This window comes from Pseudomonas sp. LB3P31 (assembly GCF_054897945.1).
Genome location: NZ_CM142710.1, coordinates 2,575,106 through 2,598,187, shown reverse-complemented (window position 1 = coordinate 2,598,187; position 23,082 = coordinate 2,575,106). Strand labels below are relative to the sequence as shown.

General features: G+C 60.0%; 17 protein-coding genes and 1 other RNA gene. 4 read left to right on the top strand and 14 right to left on the bottom strand.

The genetic code is table 11. The features are described from left to right. The first annotated feature begins 4 nt into the window (after positions 1–4). The gene (locus ACYZTK_RS11860; RefSeq protein ID WP_462014602.1) at positions 5–829 is read left to right on the top strand and encodes a phosphatase PAP2 family protein; all 825 of its coding nucleotides are present in this window, start codon (positions 5–7) and stop codon (positions 827–829) included. A 202-nt stretch (positions 830–1,031) separates the two neighbouring features. Here the strand turns inward: ACYZTK_RS11860 and ACYZTK_RS11855 are convergent, their stop codons facing one another. The 3 genes from ACYZTK_RS11855 to ACYZTK_RS11845 all read right to left on the bottom strand — a co-directional run bounded on the left by ACYZTK_RS11855 (position 1,032) and on the right by ACYZTK_RS11845 (position 5,454). Continuing rightward, the gene (locus tag ACYZTK_RS11855) at positions 1,032–2,873 is read right to left on the bottom strand and encodes a CocE/NonD family hydrolase (RefSeq protein ID WP_462014895.1); all 1,842 of its coding nucleotides are present in this window, start codon (positions 2,871–2,873) and stop codon (positions 1,032–1,034) included. A 90-nt stretch (positions 2,874–2,963) separates the two neighbouring features. Beyond that, entirely contained in the window at positions 2,964–4,412 is a 1,449-nt protein-coding gene (locus ACYZTK_RS11850; protein ID WP_462014601.1) for a YfcC family protein, read from the bottom strand. 136 nt (positions 4,413–4,548) lie between these two features. Beyond that, a complete protein-coding gene (locus tag ACYZTK_RS11845) occupies positions 4,549–5,454 on the bottom strand; it encodes a LysR family transcriptional regulator (protein WP_462014600.1) in 906 nt (301 codons plus the stop codon). Between the two features lie 226 nt (positions 5,455–5,680). On the opposite strand from ACYZTK_RS11845, the gene ACYZTK_RS11840 reads away from it, so the two are divergent. Then, entirely contained in the window at positions 5,681–6,904 is a 1,224-nt protein-coding gene (locus tag ACYZTK_RS11840; protein WP_462014599.1) for an OprD family porin, read from the top strand. A 217-nt stretch (positions 6,905–7,121) separates the two neighbouring features. Here ACYZTK_RS11840 and ACYZTK_RS11835 read toward each other — a convergent pair whose 3' ends face one another. The 10 genes from ACYZTK_RS11835 to ACYZTK_RS11790 all read right to left on the bottom strand — a co-directional run bounded on the left by ACYZTK_RS11835 (position 7,122) and on the right by ACYZTK_RS11790 (position 19,900). After that, a complete protein-coding gene (locus ACYZTK_RS11835) occupies positions 7,122–9,461 on the bottom strand; it encodes a TonB-dependent siderophore receptor (RefSeq protein WP_462014894.1) in 2,340 nt (779 codons plus the stop codon). Positions 9,462–9,633: 172 nt separating this feature from the next. Beyond that, positions 9,634–10,596: a FecR domain-containing protein gene (locus tag ACYZTK_RS11830; RefSeq protein WP_462014598.1), complete on the bottom strand. Its 963-nt coding sequence runs from the start codon at positions 10,594–10,596 to the stop codon at positions 9,634–9,636. Then, positions 10,593–11,114 (bottom strand): sigma-70 family RNA polymerase sigma factor, encoded by a 522-nt coding sequence (locus ACYZTK_RS11825; RefSeq protein ID WP_462014597.1) that lies wholly within the window; start codon positions 11,112–11,114, stop codon positions 10,593–10,595. The genes ACYZTK_RS11830 and ACYZTK_RS11825 overlap by 4 nt, the downstream gene beginning before the upstream one ends. A 296-nt stretch (positions 11,115–11,410) precedes the next feature. Further along, positions 11,411–11,808, bottom strand: a transfer-messenger RNA (tmRNA) gene (gene ssrA / locus ACYZTK_RS11820). Positions 11,809–11,907: 99 nt separating this feature from the next. Beyond that, positions 11,908–12,192: a hypothetical protein gene (locus ACYZTK_RS11815; RefSeq protein ID WP_462014596.1), complete on the bottom strand. Its 285-nt coding sequence runs from the start codon at positions 12,190–12,192 to the stop codon at positions 11,908–11,910. Positions 12,193–12,302: 110 nt separating this feature from the next. After that, on the bottom strand, positions 12,303–15,113 hold the full coding sequence (locus ACYZTK_RS11810) for an FAD-binding and (Fe-S)-binding domain-containing protein (protein ID WP_462014595.1): 2,811 nt from the start codon (positions 15,111–15,113) through the stop codon (positions 12,303–12,305). Next, on the bottom strand, positions 15,110–15,781 hold the full coding sequence (locus ACYZTK_RS11805; protein WP_462014594.1) for a LutC/YkgG family protein: 672 nt from the start codon (positions 15,779–15,781) through the stop codon (positions 15,110–15,112). Before ACYZTK_RS11805 ends, ACYZTK_RS11810 begins: the two co-directional genes overlap by 4 nt. After that, entirely contained in the window at positions 15,781–17,235 is a 1,455-nt protein-coding gene (locus ACYZTK_RS11800) for a LutB/LldF family L-lactate oxidation iron-sulfur protein (RefSeq protein WP_462014593.1), read from the bottom strand. Before ACYZTK_RS11800 ends, ACYZTK_RS11805 begins: the two co-directional genes overlap by 1 nt. Further along, positions 17,232–18,056: a (Fe-S)-binding protein gene (locus tag ACYZTK_RS11795; RefSeq protein WP_462014592.1), complete on the bottom strand. Its 825-nt coding sequence runs from the start codon at positions 18,054–18,056 to the stop codon at positions 17,232–17,234. Before ACYZTK_RS11795 ends, ACYZTK_RS11800 begins: the two co-directional genes overlap by 4 nt. A 149-nt stretch (positions 18,057–18,205) precedes the next feature. Beyond that, on the bottom strand, positions 18,206–19,900 hold the full coding sequence (locus tag ACYZTK_RS11790) for a lactate permease LctP family transporter (RefSeq protein ID WP_462014591.1): 1,695 nt from the start codon (positions 19,898–19,900) through the stop codon (positions 18,206–18,208). A 262-nt stretch (positions 19,901–20,162) separates the two neighbouring features. Between ACYZTK_RS11790 and ACYZTK_RS11785 the strand changes: the two genes are divergently transcribed. After that, complete coding sequence (locus ACYZTK_RS11785; RefSeq protein WP_462014590.1) at positions 20,163–20,930, top strand: GntR family transcriptional regulator; 768 nt, start codon at positions 20,163–20,165, stop codon at positions 20,928–20,930. A 141-nt stretch (positions 20,931–21,071) separates the two neighbouring features. Here ACYZTK_RS11785 and smpB read toward each other — a convergent pair whose 3' ends face one another. Then, a complete protein-coding gene (smpB, locus tag ACYZTK_RS11780) occupies positions 21,072–21,554 on the bottom strand; it encodes an SsrA-binding protein SmpB (RefSeq protein ID WP_008149046.1) in 483 nt (160 codons plus the stop codon). Between the two features lie 118 nt (positions 21,555–21,672). Here smpB and ACYZTK_RS11775 point away from each other — a divergent pair, with 118 nt between their 5' ends. Next, on the top strand, positions 21,673–23,076 hold the full coding sequence (locus tag ACYZTK_RS11775; RefSeq protein ID WP_462014589.1) for a sodium-dependent transporter: 1,404 nt from the start codon (positions 21,673–21,675) through the stop codon (positions 23,074–23,076). Positions 23,077–23,082: the final 6 nt, after the last annotated feature.

Genomic DNA, 23,082 nt, shown 5'->3' with positions numbered 1-23,082 from the left:
GCCCATGCGCTTTTACGCCTTCAACTTCGGCATTCCGCTAGCCCTCGCAATTGTAGTTTTCCTGCTGTTTGACCTGACCCGAATCGACATCGCCTTCAACGACCTTTTTTATGATCCGGTCACCCAGACGTTTCCGCTGGACCATGTTCACCTGTTCGAGAAAATCACCCACAAATGGGCGCGTATCATCCCTAACTGGACCGGTGAAATTGCGATCATCGGTGCCTTGCTGTCGTTTTTATGGCCGCGCCTGAAGGCCGAAAAGCATTCGAAGCTCATCGCATTCCTGGAAAAAATCAAACTGGGCCCGGTGCTGCGATTTGCCACCAGGCACCGTCGGGATTTTCTGTATGTGGTGTTTGCGTTTTCCATCAGCACCGGGGTTATTCACTACCTCAAGGGCCACACCAGCGTGTACTGCCCGATTGAAACCACCCAGTACGGCGGCAAAGTCGAGCACAAGGAGTGGTATCAGAATTTCGACCTGCTGAAGGTCGCGGGTGACGGACGCTGCTGGCCGGGTGGGCATGCCTCGGGCGGTTTCACCATGCTGGCGCTGTATTTCGTGGCGCGCCGTTATCGCTGGCGCTATTCCAAGGCGCTGATGTACGGCTCGCTGGCGCTGGGGTTTGTCTATGGCACCACGCGCGTCGTGCAGGGGTGGCACTACATGTCCCACACCTTCTGGGCCGGGATTTTTGTGTGGCTGGCGTGTCTGCTGACGGCGCTGGCGTTTTATGGCCGGGCGCGGTTGGAGGTTCCGGTGGCGCAGGTCGAATCGCGATCAACCGAGGGGACGCAATCGCGAGCAGGCTCACTCCTACACTAGATCGGTGTCGCTGTTTCCCCTGTGGGAGATTCTATGTTGCAGGGCAACCTTGCATCACAGCTTCGATCACAAACACTGCTGAAAGCACGAAACCTGTGGGAGCGGGCTTGCTCGCGAAGGCGGTGTGTCAGTCAGTTCAGTACCCAATGACCAACCGCTTTCGCGAGCGAGCCCGCTCCCACCTTGCCCAGCAAGCGGGCCCCTACAAAGTCTCCAATGCATTTACCGGCAAAACGGTCAGCACCAGGCGCGAGGCAAACTCCTCGCACACATGCACCGTATTGGTCGCGATACGTTTATCCCGGGCCTGGCCTTCGGGCTCACCACTGTTGGGGTTGACGTCGAAATGCGGAAAGTTGCTGCTGGCAATGTCCAGGCGCAGTCGGTGTCCGCGTTTGAACAGGTTGCAGGTCGCAAACGGCTCGATCACCACTTTGACCCGCTTCCCCGGCACCAGTGGTTGTGGGTCTTCCCACGAGTCCCGATAGCGGCATCGGCGGATACCGTCGGTGATGTTCATTGCGTAGCCCTGAGGGTAGTCGGCGCTTGGCGGATAGACGTCCACCAGTTTGGCGGTGAAGTCGGTGTCAGGAGCATCGCTTTCGATCCACAGTTCTATCTGCAAGGGACCTGCGACAATCAGGTCTTCGGTCAACGGCGGGGTTTGAAAACTCAGCACATCCGCGCGCTCTGCCAGAGGCTGATTGTCCCCATGGGTGGCAAAAAAATCGGGCCGGTCGCGCTGATCAAAAGCGCCACCGACAAACACCGGGGCACCGGAAGTGAGTGCGCCGCCGATGGTGGGAACCGGGTTGTCGGGGTCGCTGCGATAACTCAGATTGGCCTCGCGCACGCTTGGGGGCGTGGGGCTCAGGCGCTGGTCGTGGTCCAGATACAAACTCAATGTCTCACTGCCAGACAGCGGCCATTGCTGACCATGCAACCAGCGCCCGCCATGCTGCAGTCGACCATTTGCATCAGTGGTACCGTCGCCGCCACCCATCAAAAATACTTTCACCGGGGCCGACGCTGGCGCTACCTGCGAAGTGCCTTTGAGTGAGCGCTCAAACCACTGCAGCCGACACGTCAGCCAGTCCTCGGCCACTTGCCCGTCGAAGGCTGCCGCCTCGCCGAATTCGACATCACCGCTGTGACTGATGTTGCGGTCCCCATGTAGCCAGGGCCCCATCACCAGATGCTGTGGGGCGCTGTCATGGCGTTTGAATGCGCCGTAGTTGGCGAGCGTCGAACTGACATAGGCGTCATACCAGCTGGACATGAACAATACCGGGATATCCGGCAAGTCATCGTAATGACCCTCGGCGTAAATCCCCGGCTTGCGCCAATAATCACTGAAGCTGCCCTGGGCCCATTGCTCGAGCAGATACGCTTCATATTCCGGCACGTGGCGGATCGGCGAGTGGCCCGGCTGCCACGGCATTTGCGCAAACCATTGATGAATGTCCTCCTGCTCCAGTGCTTCGCGAATGCGCGGATCAGCCAGTGCTGCCGGGCTTTCCTTGGCCTGGCGCCAGGCCCAGGTCGCCTGCTTGAGCTCAAATGCACCGCCCTGGCGGATGCCACACTGGAAGGCGTTGGAAAACCCGCCCGAGTCCAGGACCATGCTGCTCAGGCCCGGCGGATGCAGGCAGGCCATCGCCAGTTGGGTATGCGCCGCATAGGACAACCCCATGCTGCCTATTTTGCCGTTGCACCAAGGTTGATCGACGATCCAGGCGAGCGTATCGAAGCCATCTTCGCCTTCTGCCGTGTATTTGGTGAAAACCCCTTCGGAGGCGTAACGGCCGCGACAATCCTGAAAGATCGCGACAAAACCCTGCTCGGTAAACCGCGCCGCCATGGCTTCGCGGGAGATGTGCTGGCCGTCCAGCTGCTTCTCCGAGCGCGAGGGTTTGCTTTTGTCATAAGGCGTGCGCTCGATCACGACCGGCAACGCACCTTCAGCGTTTATCGGCAGATAGATGTCGGTGGCCAGGTGCACGCCATCGCGCATGGGGACTGGCTGGTCGCGCAGAATGTGCATGGCCGGTAGTGCTTTTTCAGAAAGGGAATTCATAGCTAAACCTTGTCGACGCTGGCGCCTGCGGTCAGCACCGCAAGCGCCGTTGCACAGTCAGTAACCGGTGGTCACCGCGATGGCCAGGAGGATCATCGCCAGCACCATGTAGATGAGAAATAGCGGGAGGATGTAGCGCGCCCATTGACCCCAACCGACTTGTGCGGTGGCCAGCAGTACCAGCAGGCCACTGGAAGTTGGCGTGATCATGTTGGTCAGGCCATTGCCCAGCAGGAACGCATACACGGTGGTTTGCGGGCTGACGCCGGAGAGCTGGCCGAGCGGGCCGAAGATCGGCATGGTCACTGCGGCCTGACCGGAGGTTGAAGGGATCAACACATCCAGCCCCAGTTGCGAGAAGAACATGCCATAGGCGGAAACCACCGGGCCGTGATCACTGACGACACTCGCCAGGCCATTGACGATGGTGTCCAGCACCTGGCCGGTGGTGAGGATGATTTCAACGGCTGTTGCCAAGCCGATCAACACGCCGGCAATCAACACCTTCTTCATGCCATCGACAAACGCACTCGCCGTGGCACTTGCGCCCATCCCGGCAATGACCGCGAAGGCGATGCTGAGCGCCAGATAGAACGATGACAGTTCGTGGTACTTCCACTGCCAGCGGGTGGACGCAAAAACCATGAATGCGATACCGCCGCCCAAGACCAGCAGGTTCAGCAAGTGGCGCAGCGGCAGCGGTTTGTGTTCAAAGCTGATTTTTGCGCTGGCATCGAAGCCTTGCTTGTGGATGCTCCACAACACGAACGCGATGCCGACGCTGAGGAACAGGGCATAGGCGGCGATGCGCATGCTCATGCCACTGAAGATTGGGAGGCCGACCATTGGCTGGGCGACCGAGAGCGCAACGGGGTTGGTGATGGAGGCCAGGTATCCGATCTTCACCGAGATACACACGATCGCCAGCCCGATCAGGTTCGACAGGCCGAGCCTGTTGGCCATGGCGACCATCAGCGGCACGATCAGGATAAATTCCTTGGCCAGCCCCATGAAGGTACTGCCGGCGGAAAACACCAGCATTAGCATCGGCACCAGCACATAGATGTTGCCCCGGGTCATGCCGAGCAAGCGCTCAAGCCCGGCATCGATCACCCCGGCCTTGTTCAGCACGCCAAACATGCCGCCGATGAACAGCACCATGAAAATCAGCGCTGCACGTTTCTCGATGCCTTGCGGGATCGCCATGAAACCTTCGACCAGCGACACCGGCCGGGCCACGCTGTCGTTGGCCTTGCGTGGCTCGATGGAGAACAACTGAGTCAGCGAGTGGCTCTTCTCCAGCACCTGATAGGAGCCCGGTACCACCAGCGCGTTCTGGCGCTGGAAGGTCCCGGAGTTGACGGCGTAGGTAAAGGCGACCGCGAGCAACACGATGCTCAGCAGGATGATCGCCGGGTTGATGGGTTTGCGCTGGCCGGCATTGCCGGTGTCCACTTTCGTGGAGGCAGCGTTCGGCTGGGTGATGGTGATTTGTGGTTCGCTCATGATTCTTGCCCTGGCTGGCAGGGATGCCCTCGCGGTTATTGTTGTTGGTGTCGGCTGTTGTTGGAGCGGACACTAGGCCAAAGATCAGAGGCCTACAACGTTATGCGTGGAGCGGGTTGAGCTATGCGTTTTGTCGTCATTTGACGGCGACGGACGACTCGCTCAGGCGCTGCTTGAGGTGTTCGGCAAAGGCACTGACAACGCTCGAGCGCGGCTCGTCCCGCCGGAAAGCGAGGCCGAAAGCGTAGGGCAGGGCGGGCCGAAATGGCCGGGTAACGATCGGCAAATGAGCGAAGTGACTGGCCAGCAGGCCGTTGATGATCGACACCCCCAGGCCTTCGGCGACGAAGCTGCACGCGGCCCCGACGGAGTGCACTTCGATGCGCACCTGGGGCGTCAGGTTGACCGCGCGAAACACCTGATTGAGCTCTGCACGCAACGCCCGCTGGCGGCCCAGCATGACCAGCGGCACGTCACGCAGATGCTGGACCTCGATCACCGCATGGCGAGTCAGTGGATGGTCTGCTGGCATCACGCACACGCCTTCGGTTTCCAGCACTGGCTCGATGTCAAAATCCGCCAGCTCGGTGGGCAGGCGGACGAATCCCAGGTCAGCCGAACGATCAAGCACTGCACGTTCGATCATGTCGTAGGAGCCGGTCAGCAACTCGACGACGATGTCTTCGTGACCCTTCAGGAATTCGGCAACAATCTTCGGCAGCAGCTCCTGGGTCATGCTGGTGGGCACGCCCACTTTGAGCAGGCTCTTGCGCGACTGTCCGACCCGTAATTCGTCGGCCAGTCGCTGAATACGCTGCATGCCATCTACCAGTCCCGCTACCTCGGCGAGCAATTCATCGGCCTCGGGAGTCGCCATCAGGCGGCCCTTTTTGCGCAGGAACAAAGCAAACCCCAAGGTCTCTTCCAGCTGCGTCAGCAGGCGGCTGACCGCCGATTGGGACAAGCCCATCCGCGTCGCAGCACCGATAGTCGAGCCGGTGGACATGATTGCCTTGAAGGCTTCGAGTTGCTTGAGATTCACGCAGGATCCCCTTGGTTTGAACCGACGTAAGGCAGTGATACACGAGCTTGCGCATAGCCTGATGCGCTTCTCGCATAACGTTGTGCAGGCGCGGATGAGTGGTTAGTGTCCGCCCCAATGCGCTGCCGAGTCCAGCGCGACACCACAACATCATCGAGACATATCCCGTTCGCGGGACCTTTGCTACTGCCCATAAAATCGACAATACGGCACTGAGGAAATGGTTATGCGTGAGCTGTTCACGAGAGGCGCAATCGTGCCCGTCGCATTACTGACGAGCCTGTCACCGGAGCTCCTGGCTCAAGGATTCCTGGAAGATTCGCAAGGCAAGCTGTCCCTGCGCAATTACTACTTCAACGACGACTATCGGGATGGTGGCAACGACCGCCGGGAGTGGGCCCAGGGCTTTCTGCTGAACCTGCAATCGGGTTACACCGAGGGCACCGTCGGCTTTGGCCTGGATGCGCTGGGGCTGGCCGGACTCAAGCTCGACTCGAGCCCGACCCATGCCGGTACTGGCTTGTTGCCGGTGCACGATGACGGCCATGCGGCAGACGGATTTTCCAGCCTGGGCGTGACGGCGAAGATGCGCATTGGCGATGCCGTGGTGAAGACCGGCAACTTGCAGCCGAAGATTCCGGTGCTGGTCTACAACGACGGCCGGCTGCTGCCGCAAACCTTTCGCGGCACCCAGATTGAATACACGGGGATCCGCGACCTGTATCTGCATACCGGGCACCTGGATAAATTCAAGCAGCGCAACTCCACCGACAGTGTCGATATTTATCCCCAGGGCTACACCGGTGATAAAGGCACGGATTTCGATTTTGCCGGCGCGAGCTACAAGTTCACCCCCAACCTCAGCGGCACCTGGTACTACGGGGAAATGCGCGAGTTCTACCGCCAGCAGTTCTTCGGCCTGGTGCACAAACTGCCGGTGGGCAGCGGCAGCCTGACCAGCGACCTGCGTTACTTCATCAGCAGCGATGCGGGGGAGGCGCGCAATGGTGCGGTCGACGCCGACATGTTCAGCGGACTGTTTACCTACAAGATCGGTGCGCAAGCCATCGGCGTGGGCTATCAGAAGGTCACCGGCGACACAGCGCTGCCTTATACCAGCGTCTCAACGGTGTACTCGTTCACCAATGCCGGTGTCGGCAAATTCATCCAGAGCGGAGAGCAAACCTGGATGCTGCGCTACGACTATGACTTCGCGGCAGTCCTGCCTGGGTTGAGTTTCATGACCCGCTACTACAAGGGCGAGAACGGCGATTACAAAGGTCGCGAAGCCAGCGAGTGGGAGTCTGACACCAACCTGCGTTATGTCATCCAGGACAGCGCGTTCAAGGGAGTGGGCATGGAAGTGCGCAAGGCGACTTACCGTTCGACCTATGCCAGCGACCGCGACAACTGGCGGCTGTACCTGACGTATGACATCGCGTTGTGGTGACACCATCGTCGCAACGCATCGGTGCTGTCGTTCCCCCGTAGGAGCTGTCGAGTGAAACGAGGCTGCGATCTTTTGATCTACATTTTCAATCCAAAAAAAAAGCCCGCGGGAGGGCGGGCAAACCGTAGTTTCTTGAATGAGCGAAGGCAATGTACCCGTTGCCTCCGTGCAGCGTGGTGAAGAAAAATTCATCTGCACCACGCACTGCTCATCAATGTCAGAAGTTGTACTTGAAGCTGGTCATCACATTGCGCGGCGCCCCGTAGTTGGCCGACAGGGCAGGGGAACTGTAGTACGCACGATCAAACACGTTGTTCAGGTTCACCGAGGCCGTCAGGTTGCGGCTGATGTCATACCGCGCCAGCAGATTGGTGATCGCGTAGCTGCCCTGGGTGAAAGTGTGCAGGTCGTTGCCGGTCTTGCTCTGCCAGTTGACGCCACCGCCGACGGTCAGCTTGTCCAGCGCGCCCGGCAGGCGATAGGTGGTGAAGGTCTTGACGCTGTTGCGCGGCATCATCGTACTGATGCGGCTGTCATCCGCATCGGTGGTCACCGAGTAGGCGTAGCCCGCCGATGCCTGCCAACCTTCAGCCAGTTCGCCGTTGAGCTCCAGCTCGATGCCCTTGGACGTGGTGTCCTGTTCGGCAGAGTAGACGTTGTCGTGTTGCCAGATCGCCAGGTTGTCCTGCTCCAATTTGAACAGCGCGACGCTGGAGTTCAGCTTGCCATCCAGGTGCGTGCCCTTGAGGCCGATCTCGTAGCCTTTGCCTTCCATCGGGTCCAGCGGCTTGTTGTCCTCGTTGGTAATCCACGAAGCCTGCGGGCTGAAGATGCTGGTGTAGCTGGCGTACACCGACCAGGTGTCGTTGAGGTCGTAGACGATCCCGGCGTAAGGAATGAACACGCCATTTTCTTCGCGATTGACTTCGGTTTCCGGCGCGCCGTACGGACGGTCCGAGGTGTCGCGTTTCCAGTCGATAAGACGGCTGCCGAGGATCAGGCTCAGGTCGTCGGTGACGCTGAAACGCGAAGTCAGATACGCCGCATATTGCGTCTCGTCGATGGACGATTTTCCGCTTTCGACGAAGTCGGGTTTGGCGGAGTTGCCGTCCCAGGTATACAGGTTGTCGATGGCGCCTGCCGCCGAGGAGGCATAGTCGTACTGCCAGCCACCCCAGCTCGGTACGTTTTCCTTGTACTTCGACAACGTCATCCCGCCGATCAATTCATGCTCGCGCCCAAACAAGCCGAACGGGCCGGTGACGTACAGGTCGAGGTTGTCCTGCCGCGGCGTGCCGGAAAACTTCACTGGCAACTGAGTGGTACCACTGCCGTCCTTGTTAAGATCACCCATCACATAGTTGAAGTTTTCGTCGAATTTGTTTTCGGCGTAGGTGTACTCGATCTTGCCGCTCCAGCCGTTGGCGAATTGCTGCTCGATGGAGGTGAAGAAACTGGTTTGCTCGTGGTCGTTGTAAGACCAGTCCGGCGCCGAGTTGATCGAGCGTTTGAGGTCGGTGCGCTCTCCGGTACTGAAGCGCGATGGCAGGCCCGTGCGCAGCGGCGAGTCGACGTCGGTGCGCTGGTAGCTGAAGCCCATGGTCAGCAGGGTGTTTTCGCTCAGGTCGAATTCACTGATGCCGTAGACCAGTTGCGATTGCAGGTTGTAACGGTCGACCCAGGCGTCCTGGGTCTTGTAATCCGCCACCAGGCGGCCGCGCACGTTGCCGCTTTCGGTCAGCGGGCCGGATACGTCGAAGCCACTGCCGTAGCGATCCCAGGTGCCGGCTTCACCAGTAACACTGGCCTGGGCTTCGGCAGTCGGGCGCTTGCGGATCAGGTTGATCGTCGCAGAAGGGTTGCCCATGCCGCTGATGAGACCGGTGGCGCCGCGAATGATCTCGATGCGGTCGTACATCGCCATGCTCTGGGTGTAGTTGTCCAGGCGAGTGTTGGTGGGTACGCCGTCGATCTCGTAGTTCTGGATGGTGAAACCGCGAGAGTAGTAGGTGTCCGTTTCCGCACCGAGGCCGTCACGCACGACGATGATTCCGGGCGTCGCATCCATGGTTTCGCTCAGGGTTGTCAGGTTCTGATCATCCAGGCGCTGGCGGGTCATCACCGTCAGCGACTGCGGGGTTTCCCGCGGGGTCAGGTTGAGGCGCGTCGAACTGCTGGACGAGTAGGTGGTGTAAAGCCCGGTGCCTTCGGTGGTGGAGCCCGGCGCCTTGCCGGAAATCGACACCGCACCCAATTGCAACGCATCGCCCGCGCTCGCCACCAGTGAATAGTTGCCGCTGGCGCTGCGGCTGGCTTCCAGGCCGGTGCCGGCGAGCAACATGGCCAGACCCTGCTCCACATCGTAGCGGCCCTGCAGCCCTTGAGTCGTGTGGCCCTGGCTCAATGGCGTGGAGTAGGACAGTAAAATGTGCGCAGCCTCGCCAAACCGGCTCAGTGCCGGAGCCAACGGGCCTGCGGGAATATCAAAATCCTGCTGCGCCTGTTCGGCAGCCTGGGCCCAGTTGGGAGCTATCAGCAACGGCGCAGTTGCCGCCATGCAGCTGATGCCCTGAACCACGGCACAGGCCAGTTTATGCTTGAGCGAAAATTGCCGGACCCGGCCGTTGCGTGCGGTGAAATCCACGAGTGTTCCCCAAAGAAAATAAGTGTCTGGGGTTTAAGTCTCGCGAGATTCGAAAACGGACCACCCAAGCGCAGAAAAAATTGTGTCAGGCCAGCCGCGGCTTCAAGGTGACCCAATAGCGGGTGAATTGCTGGACGTCGAGCTGCAGGGTATCGGCGACAGCGAAGATGATTCGCTCGGTGTTCGCCAAGGGAAAGGTGCCGGATACCGGCACATCGGCCAGGCTCGGGTCACAGGCCAGATGCCCGCGTCGGTATCGACTCAGTTCCGCGAGGAAATCCTTGAGCGGCTGCCCCTGGGCAACCAGCATGCCCTGGCTCCAGGCCGGCGCGGTCAGTACCGTCGCGTGCCGGGTAATCAGGCCCTGCTCATTGAAGCTCAGTTGCTCGCCGGCCTGCAGCGTCATCGTCAGTTGCCGCTGCGCCAGCGGATTGATCACCAGCGAGCCCTGATACACGCTGACCTGCGTAACCCCCGCGCGCTGCCTGACGCTGAACCGCGCTAGCGCCACATCGATCCGGCCCTGTTCGGTAACCACTGACAGCGGGCGGCCATCGACGATCTTGTCGCGGGTGATCAGGATCTCCCCTCGCAACAATTTGACCCGTCGGGCCTCACGCTCAAACAGCACGTTGATCGCGCTGTCGGTGTTGAGTTCTACCTGGGTATTGTCGGCAAGCACGAGGCGTTGCTGTTCGCCGATCTGGCTGTGGTAATCGGCCCTCAGGTCTTGCAGCAGTGCAGTGTCCTTGAGGCTCCACGCCCCAGCACCGGCCGCCAATACCAGGCCAAGCTGCTTGAGGGCCGTGCGCCGCGACATCGTCGGTCGAAGCGCGGCATGAGCCAGGGGACGCTGGTTGGGTGAGCGGATCTCGCTCATGCGCTGGGCCAGTGCTTCAGCCCGTTGCCATGCGCGCTCGTGAACGGGGTGCGCCTGGCGCCAGCTCAGGCAGGCCGCGAGGGTTTCTGCGCTGACATCCGGCTCCTGCAGTTCCAGCTGCCAATGCATGGCCTGCTCGGCGATATCGCCGCCGATGGACTGGTTCACTGCAGATCCAGGGAATCGTCGAGCATGATGCACAGTGCACCCGCCTTGACGATGTAACGCTTGACCGTGGTGATCGACACATCGAGCCGCTGGGCAATTTCGCCATGACTGAGCCCGTCCACCTGGGACCACAGGAACGCCTCGCGCACTGGCCGCTCCAGGCATTCCAGCGCGGCATCAAGGGCGATCAGCGTTTCCAGCAGAATCGCCTGGGTCTCCAGGCTCGGCGCAGTCAGCTCGGGCATGGCTGCCAGTGCCTCAAGGTAAGCGCGTTCGAGCTTTTGCCGACGGTAGTGATTGGATAAAACACTTTGCGCCACCTTCGCCAGGAACGTGCGCGGAGCGTGTAGCTCTGGCACCTGTTCCTTGGCAAGCAGGCGCATGAAGGTGTCCTGCGCGAGGTCTGCCGCACTCTGTGAACAATTCAGCCGACGCCTCAGCCAGCTCTGCAGCCAGGTGTGTTGCTGTTGGTACAGCATGGCCACGTCGCAGAAGCTGGTTGGGGTGGTTGAGGACATGGAGGGGGGGCGCCGGATGAGTAGATATCACAAATGATAATACTTATCATATAGATCGGCAGGGTGTGGTGGCAAGGGTGGCTGTGTGGCTCGGTTGAAACAGACATCGAACTGCGAGAATGTGAGTTGACCAATCCAACATCTAAGTCCCGTATGCATTACATTTGGTGGCAAATGTCTCGAGTACTGAACATGGATTACAAGCTTCGTTCAGCCTGCGGGGCGTGTGTGGCGCCAGGCCAAACCCCAGACGCAACAAAGCCCGCACGGGGCGGGCTTCGTTGGTGCTTCGTATTTGGTGGAGCCGGGGGGATTTGAACCCCCGTCCGCCAGTACTCCGCTGTCGGTACTACATGCGTAGCCGTTTCTATTAAGTTAACCCTCAGCGACCCGAAGGGCAGGGTGCTTTGGGCGAGTTGTGTAAGTTTTAGCCGATTCGTCCACAACGTACTGCACGGCGATTCTGTTCTATATGACAATCACTTCGGGTTTACAGACATCCCCTAGTGATTGCTGGGCCCGAAGGCACCAGAAGCTCAGGGTCTAAGGCTGCTTACGCAGCGATAGCGAATTCCTGGCCGTGGTTATCGTCATTGGCAACTATAAGTAGTTGCAACAGTGGATTTACGAGTTCTGTTACCAACTCGGCATGCACCTAAAGTTTCGCGACCGGCGTCGAATCCTAAACGGCCCCTTACTCATTGCTCGTGAATCTGTGTGAGCAACAAGCCTGTGCAGTGTACGTCAAAGCGACCCGGAAGGCCAACCCGAAGGTTGGTCTTCCGGGAATGAATCATTGATTGGTGCCGCCGGCGGACTTTCTGATGTCCTCGATGGTCCGGGTGGTCTCAGCAATGCACTTCTCGGTGCCTTCCTTGGTGTTCATAGCCTGGTGAGACTTGGCTTGCTGGACGCTGGCATCGACACGGGTTTGCATTTCAGGCGTCTGAACCTGCGCCTTGGCATTGGCGATAGTCTGCAGATTGACTTCGCAAAGATCATCCGTACTAGCAGCAAACGAAGTGGAGGCCATCATGGAAGCAGTAACGAACAGACCTAACAGTACAGAACGTTTCATGTGTATCTCCTTGAACTGGGCGCCAGGACGGGCTGCCGGGTTTGGGTAAAACCCGGCAGGGCCGGGTTACCCGGTTGACTACAGCCGGGCGCAAGGGTTCTATTTTTTCTTCAGTTCGATCGCGCCCGGGTGACTCGGTCCACCAGGTAGACCAGCCCGTGGTAGTCAATTCCGCCGTGTTGCGCCAAGCCGATTTCGCAGGTGCGGCTGGTGGAGATCCCCTCGCTGCAATGCTGAACGGCATCCTTTAGCGAGCGCAGCGAATGCGCGTTCAGTTCCGGGGTCGTGAAGCCCTTGTCGCCGGCAAATCCGCAGCAGTGAATGCCTTCCGGAATTACCACGTTGTTACTGCATTTGCGCGCCAGGTCGATCAGCGCCTGGCTCTCGCCCAGGTGCTGGGTGCTGCACGTAACATGCACGGCGATGGGTGCTTCCTGCGGCGTGAAGTCGAGGCGATCCATCAGGTGGGTGCGGATGAAACGCACTGGGTCGTACAGGTCCAGCCGTGTTTCTCCGAGGTCCTGGACCAGGCGCAAGGTGCACGGGCTGGTGTCGCAGTAGATCGGGTCGAGGCCGCCGCGGCTGGCGTGCAGCAGTGCGCCGATCAGTTCCTGGCGTTTGTGTTCAGCCTGCTCGGCGTAGCCCTTGGAGGCGAAGGGCTGACCGCAGCACAGGCTGTCCAGGTTGTCTGGGAAGACTACCTGGTACCCGGCCTTTTCCAGCAAGCCACGGGTTTTTTCATACAGCGACATCTGCTCGCTGTCGCCGGCCGCCGGGCCCATGACCCGGGACACGCAGGCCGCCAGGTACACCACCCGCGGGCGCTGATCCGAGACACTCGGGCTGAAGCGAATGGCTTTTTCCGGTTGCGGCATGGCGTTGGTCCATTGCGGCACCTTGCCCTTGGACAGTCGGGTCAGGGTGGCCGAAAGCCTTGCCAGGCGTGGAGCGCCCAGGAGCATGCGCGCACCGTTGGCCACGTGCAGGGTGAAGCGTGCGCCTTGCAGGGCGGTGGCGAAATTTCCTTCAAGCCAGTCAGCGGTTTTCTTGCTGGTTGCCTTGCGACTGCGCAGCTTTTTCACCAGCTCGCCGGTATTGATTCCTACAGGGCAGCGTTGTGCACACAGGCCGGTAGCCGCGCAGGTGTCGATGCCTTGATATTCGTAAGCCGCCTCGAGTTCGGTGGTGTCAACGCCCGCGCGTTTCTTCGCCTGGATGTCCCGCCAGATCACGATGCGCTGGCGCGGACTCAAGGTCAGGCCCTTGGACGGGCAGACCGGTTCGCAGAAGCCGCACTCGATGCATTTATCGACTATTTCGTCGGCTGCGGGCAAGGGCTTGAGATGCTTGAGGTGAATCTGCGGATCGTCACTCAGCACCACGTCCGGGTTGAGGATGGCATTGGGATCAAGCAGGCGTTTGAGCTGCCACATCAACTGATAAGCGTCGCTGCCCCATTCCAGTTCAACGAAGGGCGCCATGTTGCGACCGGTGCCGTGCTCGGCTTTCAGCGAGCCGCCAAACTCCACTGCGACCAGCTGCGCCACGTCGTCCATGAACGCCTGGTAGCGCGCAACTTCTTGCGGGTTGTTGAAGCCCTGGGTGAAGACGAAGTGCAGGTTGCCTTCCAGTGCGTGGCCGAACAGGATCGCTTCGTCGTAATGGTGTTTGTCGAACAGCTCGATCAGGCGGTTGACGCCGATTGCCAGTTGCTCGACGGGGAAGGTCACGTCTTCGATGATTACCGTGGTGCCGGTTTTGCGTACGGCGCCAACGGCGGGGAAGGTGTCCTTGCGGATCGCCCAGAGGCGCGCGTTTTCCAGCGGGTCCTCGGTGAAGTCGACTTGTTTTTCCACCGGGAAGCCGCGCAGCGACGCCATGATCAACGCCAGCTGTTCCTGCAGCAAAGAAGACGACGCGGCGCGGGATTCGATCAACAGGGCGCAGGCATTGTTCGACAGTTGCTGGACGAAAGCCGGCATCCCGGGTTTGTCCTGCACTGAACGCAAGCTGCGGCGATCCAGCAGTTCCACGGCGGATACCGGCTGGCTCTTCAGCACGGTGACCGCGTTGCAGCAGGTCTCGACGTCGGGAAATACGATCAGCGCCGAGGCTTTGTTCGGGTGATCGATCACGGTGTCGTAGGTTACCGCGCTGATAAAACCGAGCGTGCCTTCGGAGCCCACCAGCAGGTGGCTCAAGATATCCACAGGCTCGTCGAAATCCACCAGGGCGTTGAGCGAAAGGCCGGTGGTATTTTTCAGACGGTATTTATGGCGAATTCTTGCAGCGAGTTCGGTATTGGCGCGAGTCTCGCGGCCCAAAGTCGCCAAGCGTTCGAGCAGCGTGGCGTGGTTCTGGCGGAACGCTGCGACACTCGCCGCATCCTCGGTATCCAGACGGCTGCCGTCGGCCAGCACCAGGCGAATGCCGGCCAGTGTGTGATAGGTGTTCTGCGCCGTGCCGCAGCACATGCCGCTGGCGTTGTTGGCGACAATGCCGCCGATTTTGCAGGCATTGATCGAGGCCGGGTCCGGACCGATCTTTCGCCCGAACGGCGCCAGCCACGCATTGGCCTGCGCACCGATCACCCCCGGCTGCAGACGGATCTGTGTGCCCTGACCACGGATTTCACGACCGTTCCAGTTATCCCCCAGCACGATCAGCACTGAATCGCTGATAGCCTGGCCGGACAGGCTGGTGCCGGCAGCGCGGAACGTCACTGCAACCTTGTCCCGTTGCGCCAGCTTGAGTAGCGCGACTACTTCATCTTCGGACTCGACGCGGATTACCAGCTTTGGGATCAGCCGGTAGAAACTCGCGTCGGTGCCGAAAGCCAGGGTCGACAACGGGTCGTCGAAGCGCCGCTCCTGGGGAATCAGTTGCTGCGCGTCTCGCAGGAAAGCTGCCGGTAGAGTCATTGGTCCTCCAGAATCAAAACCACCAGGTCTTTCGGCCCGTGGGCGCCGTAGGCCAGGACTTGCTCGATGTCAGCCGTTTTCGACGGGCCGGACACCAGCAAGGCGTTGGTCGGCATGCCTTGCGCCCATTCGAATTCCTGCTGCACCTGATAGAAGTTATCGCGGATTTCACTGGCCTTGAGCAGGGCAAAATGCACTGGCGGCACCAGGCTCATCAGGCGCGGTTCTTCCCGCGTCGGCCAAATGATCAGGCTGCCAGTGGCGGCGATGGCGCCCAGGGTCGTGGTCAGGCTGGCCGGAGTGTCGTTGAACAGCTCGGCTTTCCATTCCTCGATTGGCCGATTGTAGGCTTTGAGTGTCGGCAGCTGCGGATTGTTCGCCCAGTGTTGAGAGACGCGTTGCCCATGGGCGGTAGTCGGAGCGATCAGCAGGCTGGGCAGTTGCCGCTCCTCAAGCAATTTTGCGAGCAGTGCCGGCCATTGTTCAGCGTTGGTCAGGTGAATTTCGGTGTGCACCGCTTCCATCAATTTGCGGAGCTGCGGGATGCGTTGTTCGGGGGCATAGGTGTAGGGCGCTGTCACTAGTTCGACATCGAAGTTGTCAGCGACTGGCGTGGTGCCTGTCAGGCTGTTGCGCAATTTGCCGAGGATATTCTGCTTGGCACTCATCAACGATCTCCCTTTCTGACCAGGTGCTCGCGCGCCATGTCATGCAATGAACGGGCGGCGGGTTTTGGTGCACTGTGATTCTGTGTCCACGGGCCGATGCTGCTTGGCGTAAGGGCACGCAAGCGCGTGGCGAAGAACCCGAACAGGCGGTACAGCGTCGGCGAGCTGTTGAGTCTGGCCCAGGCGTTCCAGATGAAGCGCTCCTTGCGCGAGTACTTGCTGCCCTGGCCGCGCATTACTTGATGCGGGCTGTCCGGGGCCTTGACGTTCTCTTCGCGCAAGCGCCGCAGCAAGGCGGGAATAGGAATTTTTACCGGGCAGACTTCGCCGCACGCACCGCACAGCGATGAGGCGCTGGGGTGGTCTGGCACCTTCGCCAGGCCGACCATGTGCGGAGTAATGATCTTGCCGATGGGCCCGGGGTACACCTCGCCGTAGGCGTGGCCGCCGATGCGGGTGTAGACCGGGCAGTGATTCATGCAGGCGCCGCAGCGGATGCAGTTGAGGGTCTGGCGCAATTCGCTGTCGGCAAAGGCCTGGCTGCGACCGTTGTCCAGCAGCACCAGGTGCACTTCCTGTGGGCCGTCGAGTTCGTGCTCTTTGCGCGGGCCGGAGATCATGTTGACGTAGGTGGTGATCGGCTGGCCGAGGGCTGAGCGGGTCAGCAGCGATAACAGCGGCACCACGTCGCGCAGATTTTCCACGACCTTCTCGATGCCGGTGACAGCAATGTGCACCGGTGGCACCGTGGTGGTCATGCGGCCGTTGCCTTCGTTTTCCACCAGTAACAGGGTGCCGGTCTCGGCCACGGCGAAGTTGACACCGGAGACGCCGATGTCCGCTTCGAAGAATTTCTGCCGCAAGACTTTGCGGCCGATCTGAATGAGTTGGTCAACGTCCCTGGTGTACTCCACGCCAAGTTTGTCGTGGAACAAGGACGCGACCTGACCGGCATTCTTGTGGATTGCCGGCATAATGATGTGTGAAGGCTTCTCGTGGTCGAGCTGGACGATGTACTCGCCCATGTCCGATTCCAGGCATTCAATGCCACGATCAGCGAGGAAATGATTCATCTCCATTTCTTCGCTGACCATCGATTTGCCCTTGATCACTTGCCGCCCCTCGTGAGCGCGGATGATCGAGAGGACGATGCCATTGGCCTCGTCTACCGTTTCCGCCCAGTGCACTGTCACACCGTTGCGGGTCAGGTTCTGTTCAAGCTGCTCAAGCAGGTCGGGCAACTTGGATAAAGCACGGGCGCGGACGGCATTGCCGAGCGCTCGCAGATGTTCTCTTTCGTGGGCATCGCTGAAAGACGCTGCCCGTTTGGTCATCAGTGAATCCATCGCACTGCGAAAGTTACTACGCAGTTGCGAGTCATCCAGGGCCTCGTGGGCCCGAGTGCGAAAGTCTTCTTCTACGGTAACCGTAGGAATAATCGCGGAAGCGTTCATCGAACACCTCCGGTTCGCTGCCAGAGGAAACTCGCCAGATGCTGGCCGCGTAACGCTTGCTGCTGTTTCTCCAGCGAACCGTTGATGTTCATTAGGCAGCCACAATCGGCACTGAGTACCTGGTGCGCGCCGGATTCCATTAACGAGCGGGTCTTGTCAGCGACCATGGCGCCAGAAATGTCTGGCATACGGACGCTGAACGTTCCGCCGAAGCCACAGCATTCACTTTCGTGGCTGTGTTCGACCCGTTCCACATTGCTCAACTGCGCCAACAGCTCTCGGCCGTGCAAGTGGGTGTTCATTTCCCGGCGTGCCGAGCACGAGGTGTGCAGCGCCACTTTCACCGGTGAACCGTGGTCCTTGAGTTGCGCCTTGCAGACGAACAACAGGAACTCGGCCAACTCATACGTCCTGGCGGCCAGGGCCTGTACTTTCTGCAACGTGTGCGGCTCGTCCTTGAACAGGTCGGCATAGTGCTCGCGCAACATCCCGGCACACGATCCCGATGGCACCACCACCGGATAATCCTCGGCGAACAACGCCAGTTGAGCCCGCGCCACAGTCCGCGCCTGCTCGGTATAACCCGAGGTGTACGCCGGTTGCCCGCAGCAGCTTTGCCCTTGCGGGTACTCAACTTGAATACCTTCGCGCTCCAGCAGATGGATCGCATCCATGCCGGCTTCGGGGTAGAACAAATCCACCACACAAGTGCCGAACAGATAGACCCGCTGCGGTTTTTCGCCAGGGTATTGCCGCGGTTCCGCCAGTGGCGGGGCGACACGGGTTGCGTTCGGCACTGCGTTGTAAAAAAGCTCGCTCATCAGGCGTCTCCGGGTGGTCCCGGTTATCCGTCTGCTGCGGCTGCTGAATATAGAGAGGTAAGCTTTCAGCAGCCTTACAGACCGGGTAGTGAATAGCTGACGCCGGAGTCGTGGTCCGGCGTCGGTTTTTGCTTTTAATCGCGCAGGACTTAGTGCACCAGCATGCCGGTGAGCCAGTAGGCCTGGGCCAGGGTGATCAGGCCGACGATGGTGGCGAAGAACAGGCTGTGCTTGAGGGTGAAGCGGAACAGGTCCGACTCCTTGCCCACCAGGCCAGTCGCGGCACACGCCACGGCGATCGATTGCGGCGAGATCATTTTGCCGGTCACGCCGCCGCTGGTATTGGCTGCCACCAGCAGGGTGTCGTTGACGCCGATCTGGTGCGCGGTAGTTGCCTGCAGCGAACTGAACAGGGCATTGGACGAGGTATCGGAACCGGTGAGGAACACGCCCAGCCAGCCAAGAAACGGCGAGAAGAACGGGAAGGCCGCGCCAGTGCCTGCCAGGACCAGGGCCATGGTCGAAGACATGCCCGAGTAGTTGGTGACAAAGGCAAAGGCCAGCACCATACCGATCGACAGGATCGGCCAGCGCAGCTCATAAAAGGTCTCGCGCAAAGTGGTAAGACCAGTTTTGAAGTTGATCTTCAGTACCAGCATCGAAATCAGCGCAGAGAAGAAAATCGCCGTGCCGGTGGCGGAAATCGGATCGAGCTTGAACACCGCCGGGATGGCGGTCGGCGCAGTCACGATCGGCGCCACCTTGATCACCATCTGGTCCAGGTGCGGGATGGCGAAGTTGAACACCCAGCTGTACATCGAGCCGCCGGCAGCGAACATCGCCTTGAACGGTTTCAGGGTCCAGACGGTGACCAGTACGGTGAGAATCAGGAACGGTGACCAGGCCTTGAAGATCTCGCCCAGGCTGTACGGCGAGGCCACGGTGCTGCGCGGCAGGCCGAAGCCGCCAGCGCTGGCAGTCACCACGGATGCCGAGACGGCGCCGGCTACTTGTTGGCCGGCGGCGCGTTTTGGCTGCCAGACTTTCAGGAACAGCGTCAGCGAGATCAGGCTGGCCAGGGCCGAGGTGATGTCCGGCAGTTCCGGGCCGATGAAGTTCGAGGTGAAGTACTGCGTGATGGCAAAACTCAGGCCCGCCACCAGCGCGGCCGGCCAGGTTTCGCGCACGCCGCGCATCCCGTCCATCATGAATACCAGCCAGAACGGCACGAACAGCGACAGCAGCGGCAGCTGGCGACCGGTCATGGCGCCGATCTTGAACGCGTCGATCCCGGTGACTTGCCCGGCAACGATGATCGGGATCCCCAGCGCGCCGAAAGCGACCGGCGCGGTGTTGGCGATCAGGCACAGGCCGGCCGCGTACAGCGGATTGAAGCCCAGGCCCACCAGCAAGGCGGCGGTGATGGCCACGGGTGCGCCGAAGCCGGCGGCACCTTCCAGGAATGCCCCGAAGCAGAAGCCGATCAGCAGGACCTGCAGGCGCTGGTCGTCGGTGATCGACAGCACCGAGCTGCGGATCACTTCGAACTGGCCGCTCTTGACCGTCAATTTGTAGAGGAATACCGCCGCGACAATGATCCATGCAATTGGCCACAGGCCGTAAGCGAAGCCATATCCGGCGGCGGCGAACGCCATGTCCACGGGCATTTGGAAGGCGAAGATCGCCACGATAATCGACAGCGCCAGCGTGATGCTGCCGGCCACATGGCCCTTGAGGCGGAACACCGCCAGCGCGAGGAAGAAAAATACGATGGGAATAACGGCCGCGAGTGCGGACAGGCCAAGGCTGCCGAGCGGACTGTAGAGCTGTTGCCAGGTTTGCATATGGGGTGGCCCCTAATTGTTGTTGGTCAGGCACTGATCAGCGTGCTTGGATAATTGGTAATACCAATTTACAATCGCTGTTGGCTAGGGTAAAAGCCTTTGGGGAGGTGTGTCAATTTGCCGCCCTCAAACTTTCGTCGCAGATGCGCCGAGCTAGTCGGTTGTTTCGCTCGATTTATCGTCGTGCGGCAGGTGTCGGCGCAGTGCCGATAGGCCAGAATAGAGAGCCCGGCGAGTGGTCGGGGTCGTGGAGAAATGAGTCATGGGGTTTGATCAGATTCGGCAGCGCCGTTTGTCTGACGATATCGTCGAGCAACTCGAGGGGATGATTCTCGAGGGCACGCTGAAGGCCGGTGAGCGCCTGCCGGCAGAGCGCGCGCTGGCCGAGCAGTTTGGCGTTTCGCGTCCGTCACTGCGCGAAGCCATCCAGAAACTGGCGGCCAAGGGTTTGCTGGTCAGTCGGCAGGGCGGTGGCAACTATGTGGTCGAATCACTGGGCACGACGTTCAGCGATCCGCTGTTGCATCTGCTGGAAAGCAATCCCGAGGCTCAGCGTGATCTGTTGGAGTTTCGCCATACCCTGGAAGCGTCCTGCGCCTATTACGCAGCGCTGCGTGCAACCGACGTGGATCGCGAGCGGCTGACGGCGGCATTCAATGAGTTGCAGGACTGCTATACGCGTCACGACGAGGTCAGCCGCACGGAAGAGGGCGCCGCGGACGCGAAATTTCACTTGGCCATCGCCGAGGCCAGTCACAACGCGGTGTTGTTGCACACCATTCGTGGGCTGTTCGATCTGCTCAAGCGCAACGTCGTGACCAATATTGGCGGGATGTACAAGCAGCGCACGGAAACCCGCGACATGCTGATCACCCAGCATCGGGAGTTGTACACGGCGATTATCGAAGGGCGTGCGGAGCAGGCGCGGGAAGTGTCCAGTCGCCATATTCTGTATGTGCAGGAGGTGCTGGAGGAGGTGCGTCAGGAAGTCCAGCGCGTGGCGCGGGCCGAGCGGCGCAAGGGGACGTGACCGATTTGAATGCAAAAGATCGCAGCCTGCGGCAGCTCCTACATGGATTGTGTTTCAACCCGGTTCATCGGGCGCACACAAAACTGTAGGAGCTGCCGCAGGCTGCGATCTTTTCGCAGGCGCCGCATTCAGGCAGAAAAATTAATCTTCCTTGCCCTTGTTCCGCACCGCACGCTGCAATTCTCGACCCGCATCGCGCTCGCGTTCGGTATCACGCTTGTCGTATTCCTTCTTGCCCTTGCCCAGAGCGATCTCGCACTTGACCATGTGCTTGCTCCAGTACCAGGACAGGCATACGCAGGCGTAACCCTTCTGCTGCACGGCAGTGGCGAGCTTTTCCAGCTCGCGCCGGTTCAGCAGCAACTTGCGGGTGCGGGTTGGATCAGCAATGACGTGCGTGCTGGCAGTCATCAGCGGCGTGATGTGACTGCCGAGCAGCCAGGCTTCGCCATCCTTGAGCAGTACATAACTGTCAACCAGTTGCAGCTTGCTCGCCCGCAAACTCTTTACTTCCCAGCCGGCCAGGACCAGACCAGCCTCGAACTTGTGTTCGATGAAGTAATCGTGTCGCGCCTTTTTATTTTGCGCGATGGTCCCTGTGGGGTGTTTCTTCTGTTTAGCCATAGGGGCGGCATTATAGGGAGTTGCAAGCGAGTCGGCTACGGTATCGCTACGTGCTTGAGCAGGTTGATTGAATCCCGGACAATGCGCGCTCTTTTTTGAACGCTTGGGCGTGATAACGATGTCGACAGACAAGGTTTCTGTCCACGGCAGTTGGGCTAGCCGCTGGGTCTTCATACTCGCCGCGACCGGTTCGGCCGTGGGCCTGGGTAGTATCTGGAAATTCCCCTACATGGTCGGCGTCTACGGCGGCGGCGCATTTGTGCTGATGTTCCTGGCCTGCATCGCGTTGATCGGGGTGCCGGTGATGCTGGCTGAAACCCTGATCGGCCGTCGCGCGCGGCAAAGCCCGGCCAACGCCTTGAAGGTGCTGGCGATCGAGGCGGGGCATTCGGGCAAGTGGTCCTGGGGCGCCTTCGCCGGCATGATCACGGCGTTGCTGATCCTGTCTTTCTATAGTGTGGTGGGCGGCTGGTCGCTGGATTACATCATTGATATGGGTCGCGGCGACTTCCAGGGCGTGACGCCCGATCAGGTCGGCGAGTATTTCGGCAATGTGATCGCTGATCCGTGGCGCCTGACACTTTGGCACACAATATTCATGCTGCTGTCGGCCGTAGTCATCGCCAAGGGCGTGGTTGCCGGGCTTGAGCGCAGCCTGCGGATCATGATGCCGCTGCTGTTTGTGATGATCCTGGTGCTGCTTGGCTACAGCATGACCACCGGCCATTTCATGGAGGGCGTGCACTTCATGTTCGACTTCCATCCGGAAAAAGTCCTAGATGGTTTGCTGCCGGCTATGGGACATGCGTTCTTTTCCCTGAGTGTCGGCGTCGGGTCGATCATGATCTACGGCGCTTACATGCCCAAGGATTCGTCGATTTCCGGGACGGTTGTCGGTGTTGCGCTGCTGGATACCTTTGTCTCCCTGGTTGCAGGGCTGGCGTTGTTCCCCATCGTGTTCGCTGCGGGCCTCAACCCTAGCGAAGGCCCTGGGTTGATGTTTGTCAGCCTGCCGTTTGCCTTCGGTAACGTAGCCTTCGGCCAGTTGATGGGCGTAGTGTTCTTCGTGCTGGTGGCCGTTGCCGCCTGGAGCTCGGCGATTTCCCTGCTCGAACCGATGGTGGCTTACCTGGTTGAGCGCACCAAAGTCAGGCGCGCATGGGTGACATTCTGGCTGGCTTTCACCTGCTGGTTTGTCGGCTTGGGTACGGTGTTTTCCTTCAATATCTGGAAGCAAGCCAAGTTTTTCGTGAACGAAGGCGGGATGTTTCACCTCTATCAATGGGGTGCGGCAGGCGGTCTGGACTTCTTCGGTGTGATCGATTTCTTCACTTCGCGAATCATGTTGCCCCTTGGCGGGCTATGTTTCGTGGTGTTTGCAGGCTGGGTGATGGGCCGTGAGGCGGTTCGCGACGAATTGTCGATCCGCAGCCCGGCGCTGTTCGCCTTGTCCCTGTTTTTGATGCGCTATGTGGCGCCCATCGGCATTCTTGTAGTGTTTGCCGCCCAGCTGTGGAAGTGACGCTGA